Genomic DNA, 19,008 nt, shown 5'->3' with positions numbered 1-19,008 from the left:
CAAACCGTCGCAAGGGTAACCCGCCATACGGACAGTCCCGTGCAACGCACCGCCACCGGAGTGGTACGGACCACAACGGCCTGTTACCGGTGGCGTCTCTAAAGACGCACGAAAACGCCGCCCGGTTCGTTCCCGGACGACGTTTTTCGTACGACGCTCAACTAATGAGCGTGGTCACCGCGGTAGTACTCGAAGATGAAGCCGCTCAGGGTGACGATGCCGATGCCACAGCCGGCGATGAACAGCCACCAGCCGAAGACGATGCCGAGCACGGCCACCGCCAGCGTCAGCGCGGTCCACAGCGGCCACCACGAGTACGGCGGGAAGAAGCCGAGCTCACCGGCTCCCTCGACGATCTCTGCCTCCTTGCGGTCCTCCGGACGGGGGTCCATCCGGCGGGCGGTGATGCTCAGGTAGAACGCCACCAGCAGAGCCAGGAAGAACGTCATCGTCAGCGCGGTGGTGCCGGTCGGGTCGTTCGACATCAGCCAGTAGACCGGCGTGACGACCAGCACGAACACGCTCAGGATCCCGAAGACCCAAGCTTCGACCTTCACGCCTTGTCCTTCCCCTCAGCGTCGGTATCCGCGGCGACGACCTGCCCCAGGTGCTCGACCCGGCCCTCGTCCTCACCCGCGTCCAGCAGGTTGTCCTGGCCGGCCCGGTTGTCCGGGTACTCGGCCAGGGCGAGGTCGGCGTGGTGCAGGTCGAACGCCGGGCTCTCGGACCGGATCCGCGGCAGCTTCTCGAAGTTGTGCCGCGGCGGCGGCGAACTGGTCGCCCACTCCAGCGACCGGCCCCAGCCCCACGGGTCGTCGACGCCGACCTTCGGCGACTTGCGCGACTTGTAGACGTTGTAGAAGAACGGCAGCATCGACAGACCGAGGATGAAGGCACCGACGCTGGACACCTCGTTCAGCGTCGTGAAGCCCTCGTTCGCGCCGTACGACGCGTAGCGCCGCGGCATGCCCTCGACACCGAGCCAGTGCTGCACCAGGAACGTGGTGTGGAAGCCGATGAACAGCAGCCAGAAGTGCAGCTTGCCGAGGCGTTCGTCGAGCATCCGGCCGGTGAACTTCGGCCACCAGAAGTAGAACCCGGCGAACATCGCGAACACGACGGTGCCGAACACGACGTAGTGGAAGTGCGCGACCACGAAGTACGAGTCGGACAGCTGGTAGTCCAGCGCCGGCGAGGCCAGGATGATGCCGGTCAGACCCCCGAAGAGGAAGGTGGTCAGGAAGCCGATCGCCCAGAGCATCGGCGTGTCGAACGACACTGATCCGCCCCACATCGTGCCGATCCAGTTGAAGAACTTCACGCCGGTGGGGACCGCGATCAAGAACGTCATGAACGAGAAGAACGGTAGGTTCACCGCTCCGGTGACGAACATGTGGTGCGCCCACACCGCCACCGACAGGACCGCGATGCCCAGCGTCGCGCTGACCAGACCGATGTAGCCGAAGACCGGCTTGCGGCTGAACACCGGCAGGATCTCGGTGATGATGCCGAAGAACGGCAGCGCGATGATGTACACCTCGGGATGCCCGAAGAACCAGAACAGGTGCTGCCACAGCAGTGGCCCGCCGTTCGCGGCATCGAAGACGTGAGCCCCCAAGGCTCGATCCGCCTCCAGCATCAGCAGCGCGCCGGCCAGGATCGGGAACGCGATCAGGACGAGGATCGACGTGACCAGGATGTTCCAGGTGAAGATCGGCATCCGGAACATCGTCATCCCCGGGGCGCGCATCGTGATGATCGTCGTCACGAAGTTGACCGCACCGAGGATGGTGCCGAGACCGGCCATCCACAGACCCATGATCCACAGGTCACCGCCGATACCCGGCGAGCGGACCGCGTTGGACAGCGGAGCGTACGCGAACCAGCCGAAGTCGGCCGCGCCGCCCGGGGTGAAGAACCCGCTGAGCGTGATCAGGCCGCCGAACAGGAACAGCCAGAAGCTGAACATGTTCAGCCGCGGGAACGCCACGTCGGGGGCGCCGATCTGGATCGGCATGATCTCGTTCGCGAACCCGACGAACAGCGGGGTCGCGAACAGCAGCAGCATGATCGTGCCGTGCATGGTGAAGAGCTGGTTGTAGACCTCTTCGTTCACGATCTGCAGACCCGGCTTGGCCAGCTCGGCCCGCATGACCAGCGCCATCACCCCGCCGATCAGGAAGAACGCGAACGACGTGATCAGGTACATGTGGCCGATCAGCTTGTGGTCGGTGGTGGTCAGCCACTTGACCGCGATCTGGCCCTTGCTGCGCCGCCGCGGCAGCACGGTGGTGGTGGTACCGATAGCGCCGGTGCGCTCGGCGATGTCGGTCACTTGCCGCCCTCCTGCTCCCCGTGACCGGGAATGGTGGTCGCATCCGAGCCGCCGGTGGCGGCGCCGGTCTGGCCCTTGGCGGCCAGCTCGCGCAGATGCGCGTCGTACTCGTCGCGGGAGACCACGTTCACCGAGAACACCATCCGGCTGTGGTAGAGCCCGCAGAGCTCGGCGCACTTGCCGGCGAAGATGCCGGTCTTGGTCGGGGTCAGCTGGAACTTGTTCGTCCGGCCCGGGATGACGTCGAGCTTGAAGTAGAACGACGGCACCCAGAAGGAGTGGATCACGTCCGCCGAGTTCAGGACGAACTCGACCGACTCGTCCACCGGCAGCCACAGCTGGGCGGGCTTGGACAGTGTGCCGGTCTCCCAGACGCCCTGCTGCCCGTCGACGGTGTCCTTGTAGTTGAAGGTCCACTGCCACTGCTGGCCCACCACGTTGATGGTGTGGTCCGTGCTGGCCGACATCTTCGTGACTTCGTTGCCATGCTCGATGGTGTAGAAGAACAACACCCCGATGATCGCGAACGGCGCCAGCGTGTAGAGCACCTCCAGCGGCAGGTTGTACCGCACCTGCCGGGGGGCGTCGTCGTTGCGCTTGTGGTATCGCACCACGACCCACAAGATCAGGCCCCAGACCAGCACGCCCACGATCAGGGCGGCGATCCAGGCACCGACCCAGAGGCTCTCGATGGCCCCGGTCCGATCCGATGCACCCACGGGGAGACCGAACCGTTTCCACTGCTCCTTGGTCGCCTGCGAACAACCGGTCAGCAGGAGGGTGCCGAGCACCACTCCCGTACCGACCAGCAGGCGTCGCTTCGCCGGACGTGTGGCGCCGGCAGGTACTGCCGTGCGCTCCTCCACTCCGGGCGTGCCGTTCGAACCCACGGGGCGCCTTTCCCTTCCCAAGTGAGACTGACGACCAAACACTACTGGACACCTTTGGCGATCTTGCGCACAGGTAGGAGTTAGCGTTTCCCGTGTGAGTCAGCGTGCCTATCTGGATGCCGCGTCGGCCGAGTCGTTGCACCCGGCCGCGCGGGAAATGTTGCTGTCGGCAGTCGATTCCGGGTGGGCGGATCCGGTCCGGTTGCACCACGAGGGACGGACCGCGCGGCTGTTGCTGGACAACGCCCGCGCGGTGCTCGCGGACGCGGTCGGAGTGCGTGCGGACGAGCTGTATCTGACCACCTCGGGTACGGCGGCCATCCACGCCGGACTGACTGCGATCACGGCCGCCCGGACGCGGGCTGGGTCCACCGTTGTCCACAGTGCTGTCGAGCATTCCGCCGTACTGCACACCGCGGGTGCCGACGGTGTAGAGGTCGGCGTGGATTCGGTCGGCCGGGTTGATCTGGATGCGTTTGCGGCGGCGGTGCGGCAGACCGGGGTGGCGGTGGCGGTGCTGCAGTCGGCCAATCACGAGGTCGGCACGCGGCAGCCGATCAAGGCCGCGGCCGAGGCGTGTGGCGACGTACCGCTGTTCGTCGACGCGGCCGCGTCCATCGGGCACGACGCCGTACCCGCGGGGTGGTCGGCGTTGACGGCGAGCGCGCACAAGTGGGGTGGACCCGCGGGCGTCGGCCTGCTGGCGGTCCGGAAGGGCACGCGGATCGCGCCGGCCTGGCCGATGGACGAGCGGGAGGACGGCCTCTCCCCCGGGTTCCCGGACGTGCCGAGTGCGTTGGCAGCCGCTGCCGCGTTGCAGGCCCGGCTCAGCGAGGCCGAGGAGCTGAACAAACAGCACCGGGCCTGGATCGACGAGGTACGACGCCGAGTGGCAGCGGACATCCCGGATGTCGAGGTGGTCGGCGATCCCGACGACCGCCTGCCGCACATCCTCACGTTCTCCTGTCTCTACGTGGACGGCGAAGCACTCGTGACCGCATTGGACGCCGAAGGGTTCGCGGTCTCCAGTGGTTCGGCCTGTACGTCGAGCACGCTCAAGCCCTCGCATGTCCTGGCCGCCATGGGCGTCCTGACTCACGGCAACGTCCGCATTTCCCTGACGCGCGACACGACCTATGCGGAGATCGACCGGTTCTGTGCGGTGGTGCCAGGCGTAGTCCGGCGGATCCGGGCGGAGGTGGGGATGTGAACGTCGACCTCGACTGCAGCGGCCTGCTCTGCCCACTCCCGGTGATCAAACTGGCCAAGACGCTTCCGACCGTTGCCGTCGGCGATACCGTCACGGTCCGCGCAGATGATCCGGCCGCGGCCACCGACATCCCGGCCTGGTGCCGGATGCGCTCCCAGGAACTGGTGTCGGCAGTCGAAAACACGTACGTCGTTCGACGGGTCAGCTGAGAGACTCCGCGGTGTGACCGACTTCGCCCACAAGCCGACCCTGACCGGTGAGCTCGTCATCCTGCGTCCGTTGGACGAGAGCGACTACGACGCGCTGATGGCGGCGATGGCCGATCCCGAGGTGAGCAGGTTCACCGGCGACCACGCCGGTGGTGGCGTCGAGGAGGAGACGTACCGGGACTGGCTGCGGACCCGGAAGGATCAGACCGACCGCCTGGATCTGGCGATCGTGTCGAAGCCGACCGGCCGGACCGTCGGTGAGGCGGTGCTCAACAAGTGGAGTCCGGAGGACGAGTCCTGCAACTTCCGGATCCTGATCGGCTCGGAGGGCCGCGGTCAGGGACTCGGCTCCGAGGCGACCCGGTTGATCGTCGGCTACGGGTTCGAGCAGCTCGGCCTGCACCGGATCTCGCTCATGGTGTTCGCGTTCAACCCGCGGGCACAGCGGGTGTACGAGAAGGCCGGGTTCGTCGAGGAGGGCCGGCTGCGGCACGCGCTCAAGTGGGACGGTGAGTGGGTCGACGACATCGTGATGGCGATCCTGGCTCCCGAATGGGAGGCGCTACGGTCGAAGGCGTGATCGACGCCGAACGCATCGCCGTACTGACCGGAGCCGGGATCTCGACCGCGTCGGGGATCCCCGACTTCCGCGGGCCACAGGGGTTGTGGACGAAGGACCCGGCGGCGCAGGCGATGTTCGACATCGACGAGTACGTCGCCAGTCGCGAGGTCCGCGTGGAGGTGTGGAAGCATCGCCTGGCCGCGCCGGCCTGGACCGCCGAGCCGAACCCGGGTCACCTGGCGCTCGTGGAGCTGGAACGCCAGGGGCTGACCGGACTCATCACCCAGAACGTCGACGGCCTGCACCAGAAGGCCGGCTCGTCGCCTGAACTGGTCCACGAGTTGCACGGCACGGTCTGGTTCGTCGACTGCCTCGGCTGCGGGCGCCGGATCCCGATGGCCGACGTACTCCCCCGGCTCGAGGCCGGCGACGAGGACCCGGCCTGCGAGGTCTGTGGCGGGATCCTGAAGTCGGCGACCGTGTCCTTCGGCCAGTCCCTCGACCAGACGGTCCTCGACCGGGCCGTCGCGGCCACCGAGGCCGCCGACGTCTTCCTCGCCGTCGGCACCTCCCTGCAGGTCTACCCGGCTGCCGGTCTCTGCGACCTCGCACTGACCGCCGGCAAGCCGCTGATCATCCTCAACGCCCAGCCGACCCCGTACGACGACGAGGCCACGACCGTGCTCCGCACGCCGATCGAGACCACGCTGCCCGGCCTCGTCATCTGACCGCGACCTCCCAGCCCTTCCCACGATGGAAGTCGCGGGTTAGCGTCCGCCCAGGGTCACCGGCTGGGAGGGAACCGTGATGCGTGGGTTCAGGCGATGGACGGCAGGCTTCACCGCGGCTGCGGTGATCGTTCTCGGACTAGGTACGGCGACTTCCGCGCCGGCGCAGGTGGCGGCGGAGCGGGTGATCACACTCGCCGGGTCGCTGCAGAGCGAGCTCGGGTGTCCCGCTGACTGGGACCCGGGATGTGACGCGACCAGTCTCGGGACGAGTGCGCCGTACACGAAGGTGTTCGACGTGCCGGCCGGCACGTACGAGTACAAGGTCACCGTGAACCGTGCCTGGGACGAGAACTACGGCGCCGGCGGTGTGCTGAACGGGGCGAACATCCCGCTCGCGATCCAGGGTCCGGCCAAGCTGGTGTTCAGCTACGACGACACCAGTCACGTCGTCACGGTGAAGCCGGTCGATCTCGCCGGGCCGACCGTGACCGCGGCCGACAAGACGCTGGCGTCGCCGAGTCTGCGCAAGGACCTCACGAAGGAGCGGTTCTACTTCCTGATGGCGGACCGGTTCGCCAACGGCAACACGGCGAACGACGCCGGTGGCCTGACCGGCGACCGGTTGCAGACCGGACTGGACCCGGCCGACAAGGGCTTCTACCACGGCGGCGACCTGTCCGGCGTGATCCAGAAGCTCGACTACATCAAGTCCCTGGGTACGACGTCCATCTGGCTGACCCCGTCCTTCAAGAACCGGCCGGTGCAGGGCGACGGCGCGAACGTGAGCGCCGGGTACCACGGCTACTGGATCACCGACTTCACCCAGATCGATCCGCACCTCGGCACCAACGCGGACATGAAGCAGCTGATCAGCCTCGCGCACCGCAAGGGGATGAAGGTCTTCTTCGACATCATCACCAACCACACCGCGGACGTGATCGACTACCAGTCCCATCAGTACGGGTACATCCCGAAGTCGACGTCGCCGTACAAGGATGCTGCCGGCAACGTCTTCGACGACAAGACCTATGCGGGCGGTGACACGTTCCCGCCGCTGGACAAGAACACCTCGTTCCCGAACGTGCCGGTGTTCCGGACGCCGGCGGACGAGACCGTCAAGGTGCCGGGCTGGCTGAACGACCCGACGCTCTACCACAACCGCGGCGACTCGACCTTCGCCGGCGAATCCGCGGAGTACGGCGACTTTGTCGGCCTGGACGACCTGTTCACCGAGCAGCCCAAGGTCCGCGACGGGATGATCGACGTCTACAAGACCTGGGCCGAGTTCGGCATCGACGGGTTCCGGATCGACACCGTCAAGCACGTGAACATCGAGTTCTGGCAGAAGTTCTCCCCGGCGATCCTGGCCGCGGCCAAGAGCGCGGGGTCGAAGAACTTCTTCATGTTCGGCGAGGTGTTCGACGCGAATCCGCAGTTCATGTCGACGTACACGACGAAGGGCGCGTTGCAGGCCACGCTCGACTTCGGCTTCCAGCAGAGCGCGGTCGCCTACGCGAAGGGTGATCCCGGCACCAAGCTGCAGGACTTCTACGCGGGCGACGACTACTACACCGACGCCGACTCGAACGCGTACCAACTGCCGACCTTCCTCGGCAACCACGACATGGGCCGCGTCGGCATGTTCCTCAAACAGGGCGGCGCGTCGGGTCAGGAACTGCTGGCGCGGGACAAGCTGGCGCACTCGCTGATGTTCCTGACCCGCGGGCAGCCGGTCATCTACTACGGCGACGAGCAGGGGTTCACCGGTCCGGGCGGTGACAAGGACGCGCGGCAGGACATGTTCGCGACCAAGACCGCGGACTACGCCGACGACGAGGTCGTCGACGGATCCGGTACGACGACGATCGGCAGCAAGGACCGGTACGACGTCAACGCGCCGATGTACAAGCACATCGCGGCCTTGGAGCAGCTGCGGGCCAAGTACCCGGCGCTGGCCGACGGCCGGCAGGTGCACCGCTACTCGTCGAACACCAACGGCCTGTATGCCTTCAGCCGGCTCGGCACCGACAACGTCGAGTACCTGGTGGTCGCGAACAACTCGAAGACGGCCGCGTCCGCGACGATCCCGACGTACGGCCCGAACACCTGGCTCAAGCCGGTCTATGGCGGCTCCAACGCGGTCAAGACCGACCGTGAGGGCAGAGTGCTGCTCAGCCAGGCGCCGCTGTCCGTGACCGTCTACCAGGCGGCCAACAAGGTCCCGTCGCTCTCGAAGGCGCCGGCTGTCTACATGACCTCGCCGGAGCTCGGTGCGACGGTCGGTGGGCGCGCCGAGATCGGTGCGGCCGTGCCGGAGAACACTCCTGTGACCGTGACCTTCGGCTACCGGCCGGTGGGTACGACGGCCTGGCAGCGACTCGGCTCCGACGACAACGCGCCGTACCGCGTGTTCCAGGACGTGTCCGCGCTGCCCAAGGGGACGCTGCTCGAGTACCGGGCCGTGCTGCGGGATGTGTCGGGCAACTACTCGGTGTCCGGCTCGTACGGTGTGGTCGGCGATGCTCCGACGCCAGGTGGTGGCGGTGGTGGGACCGGTCCCGTCGTACAGCCCGCCAACGTCAGCGTGCCTGGTGATCACAACAGTGAGATGGGCTGCGCCGGTGACTGGGATCCGGCCTGCAGCCAGGCACAGCTGACGCTGGATCCGAAGGACAAGGTGTGGAAGGGGACGTACACCCTCCCGGCCGGTGAGCACGCCTACAAGACTGCGATCAACAAGACCTGGGACGTGAACTACGGTGCCGGCGGCGTCCTGAACGGCGCAAACATCTCCTACACGGCTCCAACCGGTCCGGTCACCTTCTACTACGAACACGGGCGGCATTACGTCACGTCCAATGCCGAGGGCCCGATCATCACTGTGCCCGGCTCGTTCCAGTCGGAGCTCGGCTGTCCGGGCGACTGGGACCCGTCGTGCATGCGACCGTGGCTGACCGACGAGAACGGCGACGGGACCTACACGTGGTCGACCAGTGAGTTGGGAGCGGGGAGTTATGAGGCGAAGGTCGCGCACAACCTGTCCTTCGACGAGAACTACGGCGCCGGCGGAGTCAAGAACGGCGCCAACATCCCGTTCACCGTTCCGGGCGACGGCCTGGTCGTCACCTTCTCCTACGTCATCGCAACCCACGTGCTGACCGTGACAACGTCCCGGCCGGGTGCCCAGCCGGACCTCAGCCAGGCCAAGGCCTACTGGCTGACTCACGACCTGCTCGCCGTACCGCCGGTCGCCCACCCGGAGCAGTCGCGCTGGCGGCTGCACTGGTCGGACGACGGCTCGCTGAAGGTCGACGCGAACGACATCGGTGGCTCGTCGTCCGGACTGCGTTATGACCCGGCCGGGATCCCTGCGTCGGTGCTGGCGAAATTCCCGGCGTTGAAGGGCTATACCGCGCTCAGACTCGACCACGCCGACGTTCAGAAGATCCTCACCGGGCAACTCGGGCTCGCACAGTACGACGACGTGGGACGGTTGCTGGACGCGACCGGCGTCCAGATCCCGGGTGTGCTCGACGATGTCTACGGCAGTGCCGCGGGGCGCACGTATGGCGTGAACTGGCACGGTGGTGCGCCGACGTTCACCTTGTGGGCGCCGACCGCGCAAGCGGTGACGCTGCTGGTCGGGTCCAGCCGGGTGCCGATGCGACTCAACAACGATGGGTCGTGGTCAGTTGACGGACCACGGTCGTGGAAGAACGCGTCGTACCGCTATGAGGTGGAGGTCTACGCGCCTTCGACGGGCAAGGTCGAGACGAACGTCGTCACCGATCCGTACTCGGTCGCGCTCACGACGGACTCGGCGTACTCGGTCGCCGTGGACCTGAACGATCCGGCCGGGAAGCCGGCGCTCTGGTCGGGTACGCCGGCGCCGAAGCTGGCGCGGGGTGTCGACTCGACGATCTACGAGCTGCACGTCCGCGACTTCTCGATCAACGACAGCAGCGTGCCGGCCGCGCACCGCGGGACCTATCTCGCCTTCGCCGACCAGGGCAACGGGACGAAGCACCTGCAGGCACTTGCGGCGGCCGGACTCAACACCGTGCACCTCTTGCCGACGTTCGACATCGCGTCGATCCCGGAGACCGGGCAGCAGACGCCGGCCTGTGATCTGAAGTCGTTCCCGGCGGACTCCGATCAGCAGCAGGCCTGCGTGACGGCGGTCGCGGCGAAGGACGGGTTCAACTGGGGCTACGACCCGTACCACTGGCTTGCGCCCGAGGGCTCGTACGCGACCGCCCGTGATGGCCTGGCCCGCGTCGCCGAGTTCCGCACGATGGTCGGCGGACTGCACAAGTCGGGGCTGCGCGTCGTACTGGATCAGGTCTACAACCACACCCCGGCGGCCGGTCAGGCGCCGACGTCCGTGCTGGACAAGGTCGTGCCCGGGTACTACCAGCGGCTGAACGCGACCGGGAAGGTGGAGACGTCGACCTGCTGCAGCAACATCGCCACCGAGCACGCGATGGCCGAGAAGATCATGGTCGACAGCACCGTCAGCTGGGCGCGCAACTATCGGGTCGACGGCTTCCGGTACGACCTGATGGGCCACCACAGCAAGGAGAACATGCTGAAGATCCGCGTCGCGCTGGACAAGCTGACTCTGGCCAAGGACGGGGTGGACGGCAAGAGCATCTACTTGTACGGCGAGGGCTGGAACTTCGGCGAGGTCGCGAACGACGCGCTGTTCGTCCAAGCGCGGCAGGGCAACCTCGGCGGCACCGGGATCGGTACGTTCTCCGACCGGCTCCGCGACGGGGTCCGCGGCGGCGGTCCGTTCGACGACAATCCGCGGATCCAGGGCTTCGGCTCCGGCGAGGCGAGCGACCCGAACGGCGACCCGATCAACGGCACGCCCTCCGAACGCGCCAAGCGACTCGCCCACGACACGGATCTGATCCAGCTCGGCCTGGCCGGCAACCTGCGCTCGTTCACCTTCCGCTCCACCTCGACCGGCGACGTCGTCCGCGGTGACTCGGTCGACTACAACGGCTCACCGGCCGGGTACGCCGACCAGCCGGACGAGGTGATCAGCTATGTCGATGCCCACGACAACGAGACGTTGTGGGACACGCTGACCTACAAGTTGCCGACAGCCATGACAATGCCGGACCGGATCCGGATGAACACGGTGTCACTGGCAACGACCGCGCTGGCCCAGACGCCGTCGTTCTGGCACGCGGGCGCCGACCTGCTGCGGAGCAAGTCGCTCGACCGCAACTCCTACGACTCGGGCGACTGGTTCAACACCCTCGACTGGACCGGTGCCGACAACGGCTTCGGCCACGGTCTGCCGCCCAAGGCCGACAACGAGGCCAAGTGGTCCTACATGAAGCCGCTGCTCGCGAACCCGGCGCTGAAGCCGACCGCGGCCGACGTGGCGACCGCCTCAGCCGCAGCCGCCGACCTGCTGAAGCTGCGCTTCTCGAGCCCGCTGTTCCGGCTCGGCTCCGCGGAACTGATCAACCAGAAGCTCACCTTCCCGGTCAGCGGCACGACGCCCGGTGTGATCACGATGCGCATCGACGACACCGTGGGTCCCAACGTCGACCCGGCGCTCAAGGGCGTCCTGGTCGTCTTCAACTCGACGGGAGCGGCGGTCTCACAGCAGATCCCGGCCTTGGCCGGCGCCAACCTGGCCCTGTCTCCCGTCCAGGCGAACGGCTCCGACGCCGTCGTCAAGCAGACCACCTGGACCGCCGGAACGGGCACAGCAACAGTCCCACCGCGGACTGTCGCCGTACTCGTCCAGCGCTAGGAGCAGCGGACCGCCAGGCCATCACAATTGCCGCCACCGGGCGGCCCTGACGCTCAACCGCGCTGATGGCAGCCGATTGAGATGGCCTGGCGATCCGGCCTTGCCGCGATGCATGCGGGTTGGTCAGGTGAGCGCCGCGAAACGGCTGGCTGCGACGAAGGAGGCGAGGGCCAGCAGGGTGACGTTGGCCGCGACCGACTTCGGTTCGCGGAGCGAGGCATGGGAGATGGCAGCACCGATCATCACGATGGTGAGGCCGACGGCAGCCAGCGGCGTGAGGACGCGGGCCTTGTCTGTCAGCCAGGGCGCGAAGAGGCCGGCGACGGCGAACAGCTCGGAGATGGCGACGACGCGGACCAGGGGCATCGGGAAGGGCGCGATGCCGGTCTGGCCGGTGGCGATCAGGCGGGAGCGGGACATGGTGGCCTTGACGGCACCGGAGTACGCGAAGATCGCGGCCAGGATTCCGGAGAAGACCCAGGTGACTGTGTTCATGCCGATTGCAGACGATCGGCGATCCGATCCTGTGACACTGTCACTGGGAGACGTCCTCGATCGTCTGTGAAAGGTGTGATGGAGGAACTCAGGCCACTGCTGCTGTCGATCGCGTACCGGATGCTGGGGAGCTTCGGTGACGCGGAGGACGTCGTGCAAGAGGCTTATCTCCGGCTGCATCGAGAGGACCAGGTGGAGTCGCCGAAGGCGTTCCTGACCACGGTGACGACGCGGTTGGCGATCGATCAGTTGCGGTCCGCACGCCGGCAGCGCGAGACCTACCTCGGCCCGTGGCTGCCCGAGCCGGCCGTCGACGAGTACGTCGACCTCGCCGACCGGGCCGCGTTGTCGGACTCGCTGTCCACCGCGTTCCTCGTCGTACTCGAGCGGCTCTCCCCCGACCAGCGCGCGGTCTTCCTGCTCTGCGACGTCTTCGGCTACTCGTACGACGAGGTCGCCGGGATCATCGCGAAGACGCCGGCCGCCTGCCGTCAGCTCGCCGTCCGCGCCCGGCGCCGGATTGCCGACAATCGACCGCGCTACGACGCGTCACCCCAAGAGCGCGACGAACTGGTCCGGCGCTTCGTCGCGGCCGCTGAGGACGGTGAGCTCGACGCCCTCGTCGACCTCCTCGCACCCGACGCCACCTTCACCGGGGACGGCGGCGGCAAGGGCGGCTTCCCGCGACCGGTGCACGGCGCCGGCAATGTCGCCCGGATGCTGATCGGCGCCTTCGGCAAGTTCGGCCACCTGACCGTCGAAGGAGTGCACGTCGGCGGCCAGCCGGCGCTCCGCATCCACGACCCGGCCGATCGCACCATCGCCATCTGGTCGTTCGTCATCACCGAGGGCCGGATCACGACCATCCACGGCGTCGTCAATCCCGACAAACTCACCCATCTGGGGCCGTCAGGGAACCCGCACGACCACGGCTGACGGATCGACCGAGGCGCTGAGTGAGCGGCCGTCGGCGATGGTGTCGCCGTCCAGCTCGCGGCGTACCGTCTTCGCGGCCGTCACCTGGATCCGCTTCCCGGTGAACCGCTGGACATGCTGCTCGCGCATCGACTTCACCACCAGGCTCAACGCCAGCCGCGGCCATTGGCTGACCCGCCGGGGCGACAGCACCACAGCGTCGATGAGCCCGTCGTCAGGGACCGCGTCGGGCAGCAGCGGGATGTTCGCCTGCAGGGTGCCGACGTTGCCGATCACCACGGTCCGCGCCCGGTGGCGTACCGGCGGCTGGTCGTCGACGGTGATCTCGACCCGCACCGACGGATGGTTCAGGTTCTTGATCGTGGACACGACGTACGCCGCCCAGCCGACCCGCTTCTTCAGGTCGTCCGGCGCGTCCGCGATGATCGCCGCGTCCAGTCCGAGTCCCGCCATCACGACGAACCGGTCGGTGGTCAGCTCGTCGCCCTCGATCAGCACACTGTCGATCCGCCGCTCGGTGCCCTCGAGCACCTCGGCCAGCGCGTCGTCCATGTCGAGCGAGATCCCGAGGTTGCGGGCCAGCAGGTTCCCGGTCCCGGCCGGCAGGACGGCGACGGGGATGCCGGTCCCGGCGAGCTCGGCACAGACGATCCGCACGGTGCCGTCCCCGCCGGCGACCACGACCAGGTCGACGGCGTCCTTGACCGCCCGCTGGGCCATCGTCACGCCCGCATCGTCCTCGGTCGTCTCCAGCCACAGCGCGATGTCGACGCCGCGCTCGGTCACCGCGGTCTCGACGGTCCGGCGAAAGTCGTCGGGCACCTTGATCGGATTGACAATGACAGCTGCTCGTCTGGCGGAACTCACCTGATATTTGTCCGTTCGGGAAGATAACGTGCTTGGAATGAGCAGACTTGCACGGAGTACGCCAGAAGCCCAGGGGTTGTCCGCCGCAGCGCTCGACGCATTCGTCGCGGCGCTCGACGCGTCCACGCCGGAGATCCAGACCGTGATGCTGCTTCGGCACGGTCACGTCGTCCTCGAGGAGGCCTGGTCACCCTACCGGCTGACCGATCCGCACCTGCTGTTCTCGGTGTCGAAGAGCTTCACCTCGACCGGCGTCGGCCTGGCGATCGACGCCGGCCTGCTGTCGCTGGACGACCAGGTCATCTCGTTCTTCGAGCCCGACGAGTTGCCCGCGACGATCAGCGACAACCTGGCCGCGATGAAGGTCCGGCACCTGCTGACCATGACCACCGGGCACAGCCAGGACACCGTCGAGGCGCTCTCCCGGGACCGCCGGATGATCAAGGTCTTCCTCGGGCTCGACGTCGACCACGAGCCGGGCACGGTGTTCGTGTACGACACTGGCGCGACGTACATGCTGTCGGCGATCCTGCAGCGACTGACCGGTGAGCGGCTGCTCGACTACCTGCGCCCCCGGCTGTTCGAGCCGCTCGGCGCGACCGAGGCGTCCTGGCAGGTGTCGACGGAGGGCATCACCGTCGGCGGCTGGGGGCTGAGCATCAACACCGAGTCGCTGGCCTGCTTCGGTCAGCTCGTGCTCCAGCGCGGCGTGTGGGAGGGCAAGCAACTCGTCCCCGCCGAGTGGTACGAGGCGGCCACCTCCAAGCAGGTGCCCAACGACAATCAGGACAACCCGGACTGGAAGCAGGGGTACGGCTTCCAGTTCTGGCGCGGCCGCCACGACACCTACCGCGGCGACGGCGCGTTCGGCCAGTTCTGCCTGGTCTTCCCGGCGTACGACGCCGTCCTGATCGTCACGAGCGCGACGGAGGACATGCAGGCGATCCTGAACACCGTCTGGGATCACCTGCTCCCGGCCCTCGAAGGCAAGGAGGTCACCCCGGTCGCCCGCCCGTCGCGGCTTGAGTTGGCGCCGCCGACCGGTGCCGCACCGGCCGGCGGGAACGGACAGACCTACCGGTTCGCCGACGACAACGCCACCGGGCTGACCGCGGTCCGGCTGGACCCGGACGGGACCGGCACGTTCACGTTCGCCGGGCTCGAGCCCGGCGCGACCGACCCGGTGGACATCGTCTGCGAGCCGGGCGACTGGCGGGAGCTCACCTCCGTCGGCGTTCTCAAGGAGGCCGATCCCCAGGCCCGGCAGCGCGTCGTCTCCAGTGCCCACGCGGACGGTGACAAGTTCGTGGCGACGATCCGCTTCCTCGAGACGCCGTTCGTCCTCACCCTCGCCTGCCACCCGCCGACCGACCACCTGACCATCGACGTCACCCAGAACGTGTCCTTCGGGCCGACCTCGTTCACGGTCACCTCGGAGGCGTGATCGGCGTCACTGTCACACGCCGAGGCCGGCGCGTGTCCTCCGGGTCGTAACGACAGACGACGGAGGAATGACATGAAGGTCTTGGTAGCAGGTGCGACCGGCGGACTGGGCCGGTCGCTGGTGCCGCAACTGGTCGCGGCTGGGCACGAGGTGACCGGGATGATCCGGTCGGAGTCCAGCGCGGCCGGGGTGCGGGCGTTCGGGGCGGACGTGGTTTTCGCGGACGGCCTCGACGCTGCCGCGGTGACAGCTGCGGTGGAGTCGGTCCGGCCGGAGGTCGTCGTACACCAGATGACGGCACTCAAGGGTGGGATCGACTTCAAGAAGTTCGACGACAGCTTCGCGCTGACGAACCGGCTCCGCACCGAGGGCACCGACAACCTGCTCGCCGCTTCCCAGGCTGCCGGCGTACGACGGTTCGTCGTCCAGTCGTACGCCGGCTGGAACTTGCAGCACGGTGGCTCCGCGACGAAGACCGAGGCGGATCCGCTCGACGCCGAGCCGGCGACGGCGCAGCGCAAGACGATGGCGGGGATCAGGCACCTCGAGTCGGTGGTGACGAACGCCGAGGGGATTGAGGGCGTCGCGCTGCGGTACGGGAGCTTCTACGGCCCGACCGGTGACATCGGCAAGGGCGGCTCGATGGTGGAGCTGATCCAGAAGCGCAAGCTGCCGGTGATCGGCGACGGCGCCGGAGTGTGGTCGTTCATCCACTACGACGACGCGGCCGACGCGACGGTGAAGGCGGTCGAGAGCGACGCGACCGGAATCTTCCAGATCGCCGACGACGACCCGGCGCAGGCGGCGGTGTGGTTGCCGGAGTTCGCCCGCATCCTCGGGGCGAAGCCGCCGCGGCACGTTCCCGCGTGGCTGGGCCGGCTCGCGGCCGGCGATGTCGGGGTCGCGGCCTTCACCGAGATCCGTGGCGCGGACAACAGCCTCGCCAAGGCGACCTTCGGCTGGCAGCCCGGCTACGCCTCCTGGCGCGAGGGCTTCCGCAACGGTCTCTGAGGCTTGGCTGGGACCGCCCGACTCGCCCTAGCGCCGGTCGAACGAAAGAGTTTCGCCGCGGGCGCCGCACATCCGGCGGTCCTGACAAGCCGCGGCGAACTCCTCGAGGTTCTCGACGACCCTCCGAACACGTTGCCCCGGACCCAGCCCTTGTCCAGGCTGACGGTGATGTGCTTGCTCAGCGTGCCTCCAAGGTGGGTGTGCGGAGATGCCAGTCGGTGGCCGCTTGATACGCCTGGCCGACGCGCAGGGTGAGCGCATCCGCATGCCTCGCCGCAACCACCTGCAGTCCAACGGGAAGCCCCGCCTGCGTGAACCCACACGGCACGCTGAGCGCCGGCTGCTGGGTGAGATTGAACGGATAGGTGTACGGCGTCCAGCTCGTCCAATCCGGTGACGCCGAACCGTCCGGCACATCCTGGCCGACCGGGAACGCCGTGATCGGCAGCGTCGGCGTCACGAGGACGTCGTACGTCTGATGGAACCGTCCCATCAGCTGCCCGAGCTCCATCCGGGTAGAGGTCGCGTCCAGGACATCCGAGGCCGAGTACGACGCTCCGAGCGCGGCAACCCGGCGCAGTCCGGGATCGACGCGATCGTCGACCTCGTACGCCGACAGCACCTTCGCGGCGCCCGACCACCACAGCACGTGGAACGCGTCGACCGGGTCCGCGAACCCCGGATCGACTTCGCTCACCTCGGCCCCGGCGTCCGCCAGCACACCGACCGCTGTGCGGACGAGCGCCTCGACCTCGGGGTCATTGTCGACAATCCCAAGATCGGACGAGAAGGCAATCCGCAGGCCGGCAACACCGTCGTCGAGCCCACGCAGGAACGACGTGGCCGGCGTGGGCATCGCGGACCAGTCGCGGGCGTCGTACCCGGTGATCACGTCGAGCAGCGCGGCCGCGTCCCGGACCGACCGCGTCATCGGCCCGCCGTGCGACAACGTCCCGAACGCGCTCGGCGGATACAACGGGATCAGCCCGTACGTCGGCTTGAGCGCGACCGTTCCGGTGAACGCGGCCGGGATCCGGACCGATCCCCCACCGTCGGTGCCGACCGACCACGCGCCCATGCCGAGCGCGACCGCGGTCGCTGATCCGCCGCTCGAACCGCCGGGGGTCGTCGACGGATCCCAGGGGTTGCGCGTCACGCCGTACCTGGAGGAGTCGGTGACGCCCTTCCACGAGTACTCAGGCGTGGTCGTCTTGCCGAGGATGACGGCGCCGGTCTCCCGGAGGCGGGCGACGGCCGGGGCGTCCTCGTCCCACGGCCCGGCCTCGTCGATCAGCGTGCTGCCTCGCAGGGTCGGCCATCCCTTTGTCCACAAGGCGTCCTTGATCGACGTCGGTACGCCGTCGCCGGGGCCCACTGGCTCCCCAGAATGCCACCGGGCCTCCGACTCCTTCGCGGCGGCGAGGGCGCCCTCGGCATCCACCAGGACGAACGCGTTGACCTGGTCGTCGTACTGTTCGATCGCGTCCAGTGCCGCTTGCGTCGCCTCCACCGGCGAGATCGTGCCGTTCCGATATCCGTCGACCAATTCGGTTGCCTGCGTCATCGGGCTCCTGTCGGGACGTAGCCGAGCTTCTTGTCCACCACGTTGAGCAGGGGTTCCCCGGCCAGCCAGCGCCGGACGTTGGTGGCGAACTGTGCGGCCAGGGTGTCCCGCCAGCCGATCACGTCGCCGGACATGTGGGCGGTGATCGTCACGTTCGGCTCGTCCCACAACGGATGGTCAGGCGGCAACGGTTCGCGGTCGAAGACGTCGAGGGTGGCCGCGATTCGCCCGTCCGGCAGGGCGTTCAGGAGCGCGACTTCGTCGACAATCGGACCGCGCGCGATGTTGATCAGGTGCGTTCCGGGCCGCATCGCCGCCAATACCTCGGCGTCGACCAGTCCTCGGGTCGCGTCCGTCAGCGGCGCCGCCAGGACCACGTGATCGGCCCACCCCACCTCGGCGGAAAGATTGCTACTGGCAACGACCTCGCCGAAGTCCGGGTCGTCCGGGCGTGCGACCCGTCCGGCGCCACGGACCTGCAGACCGGCCGCGCTGAGCAGCCGGGCCGTCTCGCGTCCGATCGCCCCGGTGCCGACAATCAGCGCGGTCGCACCGAGGATGCTGCGGGTCTCGCGATGCTGCCACTCGTGCCGTCGCTGCAACTCCAGGCTGCGCCGGCCGTCCTTCGCATGCGCGATCACCGCGCCCAGCACGTACTCCGCGATCGGCCGGTCAAACACACCATGAGCATTCGTCACCACCACGTCCGAGTCCCGAAGCTCGTCGAACAGCAACGTGTCCACCCCGGCCGCCGTCACATGAATCCACTCGACCGAACCCGCCTCAGCCCACACATCCCGAACCGCCGTCGAAAAGAAGTCCCACAACATCAACCCCCGAGCCCCCCGCACCGCCTCCCCCAACCCGCCCGCATCACAAAACCGAAACTCAACCCCCAACCCCTCCAACCCCGGCGGCACCAACAACCCACCCACACCCGGCTCCGCGCCGACACCCACCTCGGCGCCCACACCCGCA

Annotated in this window: 15 protein-coding genes; 8 read left to right on the top strand and 7 right to left on the bottom strand. The window is 67.8% G+C overall.

Annotation, left to right across the window (positions count from 1 at the left end; all coding sequences use genetic code 11):
* Positions 1 to 161: 161 nt before the first annotated feature.
* The 3 genes from OG558_RS28745 to coxB are packed head-to-tail and all read right to left on the bottom strand — an operon-like array spanning position 162 to position 3,225.
* Positions 162 to 557 carry a cytochrome c oxidase subunit 4 gene (locus OG558_RS28745; protein ID WP_405065788.1) on the bottom strand — a complete coding sequence of 132 codons (396 nt, stop codon included), beginning with the start codon at positions 555 to 557 and terminating at the stop codon, positions 162 to 164.
* Complete coding sequence (gene ctaD, locus OG558_RS28740) at positions 554 to 2,335, bottom strand: cytochrome c oxidase subunit I (RefSeq protein ID WP_405065787.1); 1,782 nt, start codon at positions 2,333 to 2,335, stop codon at positions 554 to 556. Before ctaD ends, OG558_RS28745 begins: the two co-directional genes overlap by 4 nt.
* Positions 2,332 to 3,225 (bottom strand): cytochrome c oxidase subunit II, encoded by an 894-nt coding sequence (gene coxB, locus OG558_RS28735; protein WP_405065786.1) that lies wholly within the window; start codon positions 3,223 to 3,225, stop codon positions 2,332 to 2,334. The genes ctaD and coxB overlap by 4 nt, the downstream gene beginning before the upstream one ends.
* 94 nt (positions 3,226 to 3,319) lie before the next feature.
* On the opposite strand from coxB, the gene OG558_RS28730 reads away from it, so the two are divergent.
* The 5 genes from OG558_RS28730 (at position 3,320) to pulA (ending at position 11,713) form a co-directional block, all read left to right on the top strand.
* Positions 3,320 to 4,435, top strand: coding sequence for a cysteine desulfurase family protein (locus tag OG558_RS28730; protein WP_405065785.1), 1,116 nt, complete (start codon positions 3,320 to 3,322; stop codon positions 4,433 to 4,435).
* The gene (locus OG558_RS28725; protein ID WP_329475723.1) at positions 4,432 to 4,644 is read left to right on the top strand and encodes a sulfurtransferase TusA family protein; all 213 of its coding nucleotides are present in this window, start codon (positions 4,432 to 4,434) and stop codon (positions 4,642 to 4,644) included. The genes OG558_RS28730 and OG558_RS28725 overlap by 4 nt, the downstream gene beginning before the upstream one ends.
* Before the next feature lie 13 nt (positions 4,645 to 4,657).
* Complete coding sequence (locus tag OG558_RS28720; RefSeq protein ID WP_405065784.1) at positions 4,658 to 5,224, top strand: GNAT family N-acetyltransferase; 567 nt, start codon at positions 4,658 to 4,660, stop codon at positions 5,222 to 5,224.
* On the top strand, positions 5,221 to 5,934 hold the full coding sequence (locus OG558_RS28715) for an SIR2 family NAD-dependent protein deacylase (protein WP_405065783.1): 714 nt from the start codon (positions 5,221 to 5,223) through the stop codon (positions 5,932 to 5,934). The genes OG558_RS28720 and OG558_RS28715 overlap by 4 nt, the downstream gene beginning before the upstream one ends.
* 79 nt (positions 5,935 to 6,013) lie before the next feature.
* Complete coding sequence (pulA, locus tag OG558_RS28710) at positions 6,014 to 11,713, top strand: pullulanase-type alpha-1,6-glucosidase (RefSeq protein WP_405065782.1); 5,700 nt, start codon at positions 6,014 to 6,016, stop codon at positions 11,711 to 11,713.
* Positions 11,714 to 11,836: 123 nt separating this feature from the next.
* Here the strand turns inward: pulA and OG558_RS28705 are convergent, their stop codons facing one another.
* The gene (locus OG558_RS28705) at positions 11,837 to 12,208 is read right to left on the bottom strand and encodes a DoxX family protein (RefSeq protein ID WP_405065781.1); all 372 of its coding nucleotides are present in this window, start codon (positions 12,206 to 12,208) and stop codon (positions 11,837 to 11,839) included.
* Positions 12,209 to 12,286: 78 nt separating this feature from the next.
* Between OG558_RS28705 and sigJ the strand changes: the two genes are divergently transcribed.
* Entirely contained in the window at positions 12,287 to 13,144 is an 858-nt protein-coding gene (gene sigJ / locus OG558_RS28700; RefSeq protein WP_405065780.1) for an RNA polymerase sigma factor SigJ, read from the top strand.
* Here the strand turns inward: sigJ and OG558_RS28695 are convergent.
* Positions 13,118 to 14,011: a diacylglycerol/lipid kinase family protein gene (locus OG558_RS28695; protein WP_405065779.1), complete on the bottom strand. Its 894-nt coding sequence runs from the start codon at positions 14,009 to 14,011 to the stop codon at positions 13,118 to 13,120. The genes sigJ and OG558_RS28695 overlap by 27 nt on opposite strands.
* 37 nt (positions 14,012 to 14,048) lie before the next feature.
* Between OG558_RS28695 and OG558_RS28690 the strand changes: the two genes are divergently transcribed.
* The gene (locus OG558_RS28690) at positions 14,049 to 15,455 is read left to right on the top strand and encodes a serine hydrolase domain-containing protein (RefSeq protein WP_405065778.1); all 1,407 of its coding nucleotides are present in this window, start codon (positions 14,049 to 14,051) and stop codon (positions 15,453 to 15,455) included.
* Between the two features lie 72 nt (positions 15,456 to 15,527).
* Complete coding sequence (locus OG558_RS28685) at positions 15,528 to 16,466, top strand: NAD-dependent epimerase/dehydratase family protein (RefSeq protein ID WP_405065777.1); 939 nt, start codon at positions 15,528 to 15,530, stop codon at positions 16,464 to 16,466.
* 178 nt (positions 16,467 to 16,644) lie between these two features.
* Here the strand turns inward: OG558_RS28685 and OG558_RS28680 are convergent, their stop codons facing one another.
* Positions 16,645 to 18,030: an amidase gene (locus OG558_RS28680; RefSeq protein WP_405065776.1), complete on the bottom strand. Its 1,386-nt coding sequence runs from the start codon at positions 18,028 to 18,030 to the stop codon at positions 16,645 to 16,647.
* Complete coding sequence (locus OG558_RS28675; protein ID WP_405065775.1) at positions 18,027 to 19,001, bottom strand: D-2-hydroxyacid dehydrogenase; 975 nt, start codon at positions 18,999 to 19,001, stop codon at positions 18,027 to 18,029. Before OG558_RS28675 ends, OG558_RS28680 begins: the two co-directional genes overlap by 4 nt.
* Between the last annotated feature and the right edge of the window lie 7 nt (positions 19,002 to 19,008).

Origin of the sequence: Kribbella sp. NBC_01510 (genome assembly GCF_045040325.1) — a bacterium.
Classification (GTDB): Bacteria; Actinomycetota; Actinomycetes; order Propionibacteriales; family Kribbellaceae; genus Kribbella.
The sequence above is the reverse complement of the archived record's forward strand: the minus strand, read 5'-3'. Positions and strand labels throughout refer to the sequence as shown.

Coding starts and splice junctions, on each gene's coding strand:
- pulA (WP_405065782.1), top strand. CDS start 6,014: ATGCGTGGGTTCAGGCGATGGACGGCAGGCTTCACCGCGGCTGCGGTG.
- OG558_RS28705 (WP_405065781.1), bottom strand. CDS start 12,208: ATGAACACAGTCACCTGGGTCTTCTCCGGAATCCTGGCCGCGATCTTC.
- sigJ (WP_405065780.1), top strand. CDS start 12,287: ATGGAGGAACTCAGGCCACTGCTGCTGTCGATCGCGTACCGGATGCTG.
- OG558_RS28690 (WP_405065778.1), top strand. CDS start 14,049: ATGAGCAGACTTGCACGGAGTACGCCAGAAGCCCAGGGGTTGTCCGCC.
- OG558_RS28685 (WP_405065777.1), top strand. CDS start 15,528: ATGAAGGTCTTGGTAGCAGGTGCGACCGGCGGACTGGGCCGGTCGCTG.
- OG558_RS28680 (WP_405065776.1), bottom strand. CDS start 18,030: ATGACGCAGGCAACCGAATTGGTCGACGGATATCGGAACGGCACGATC.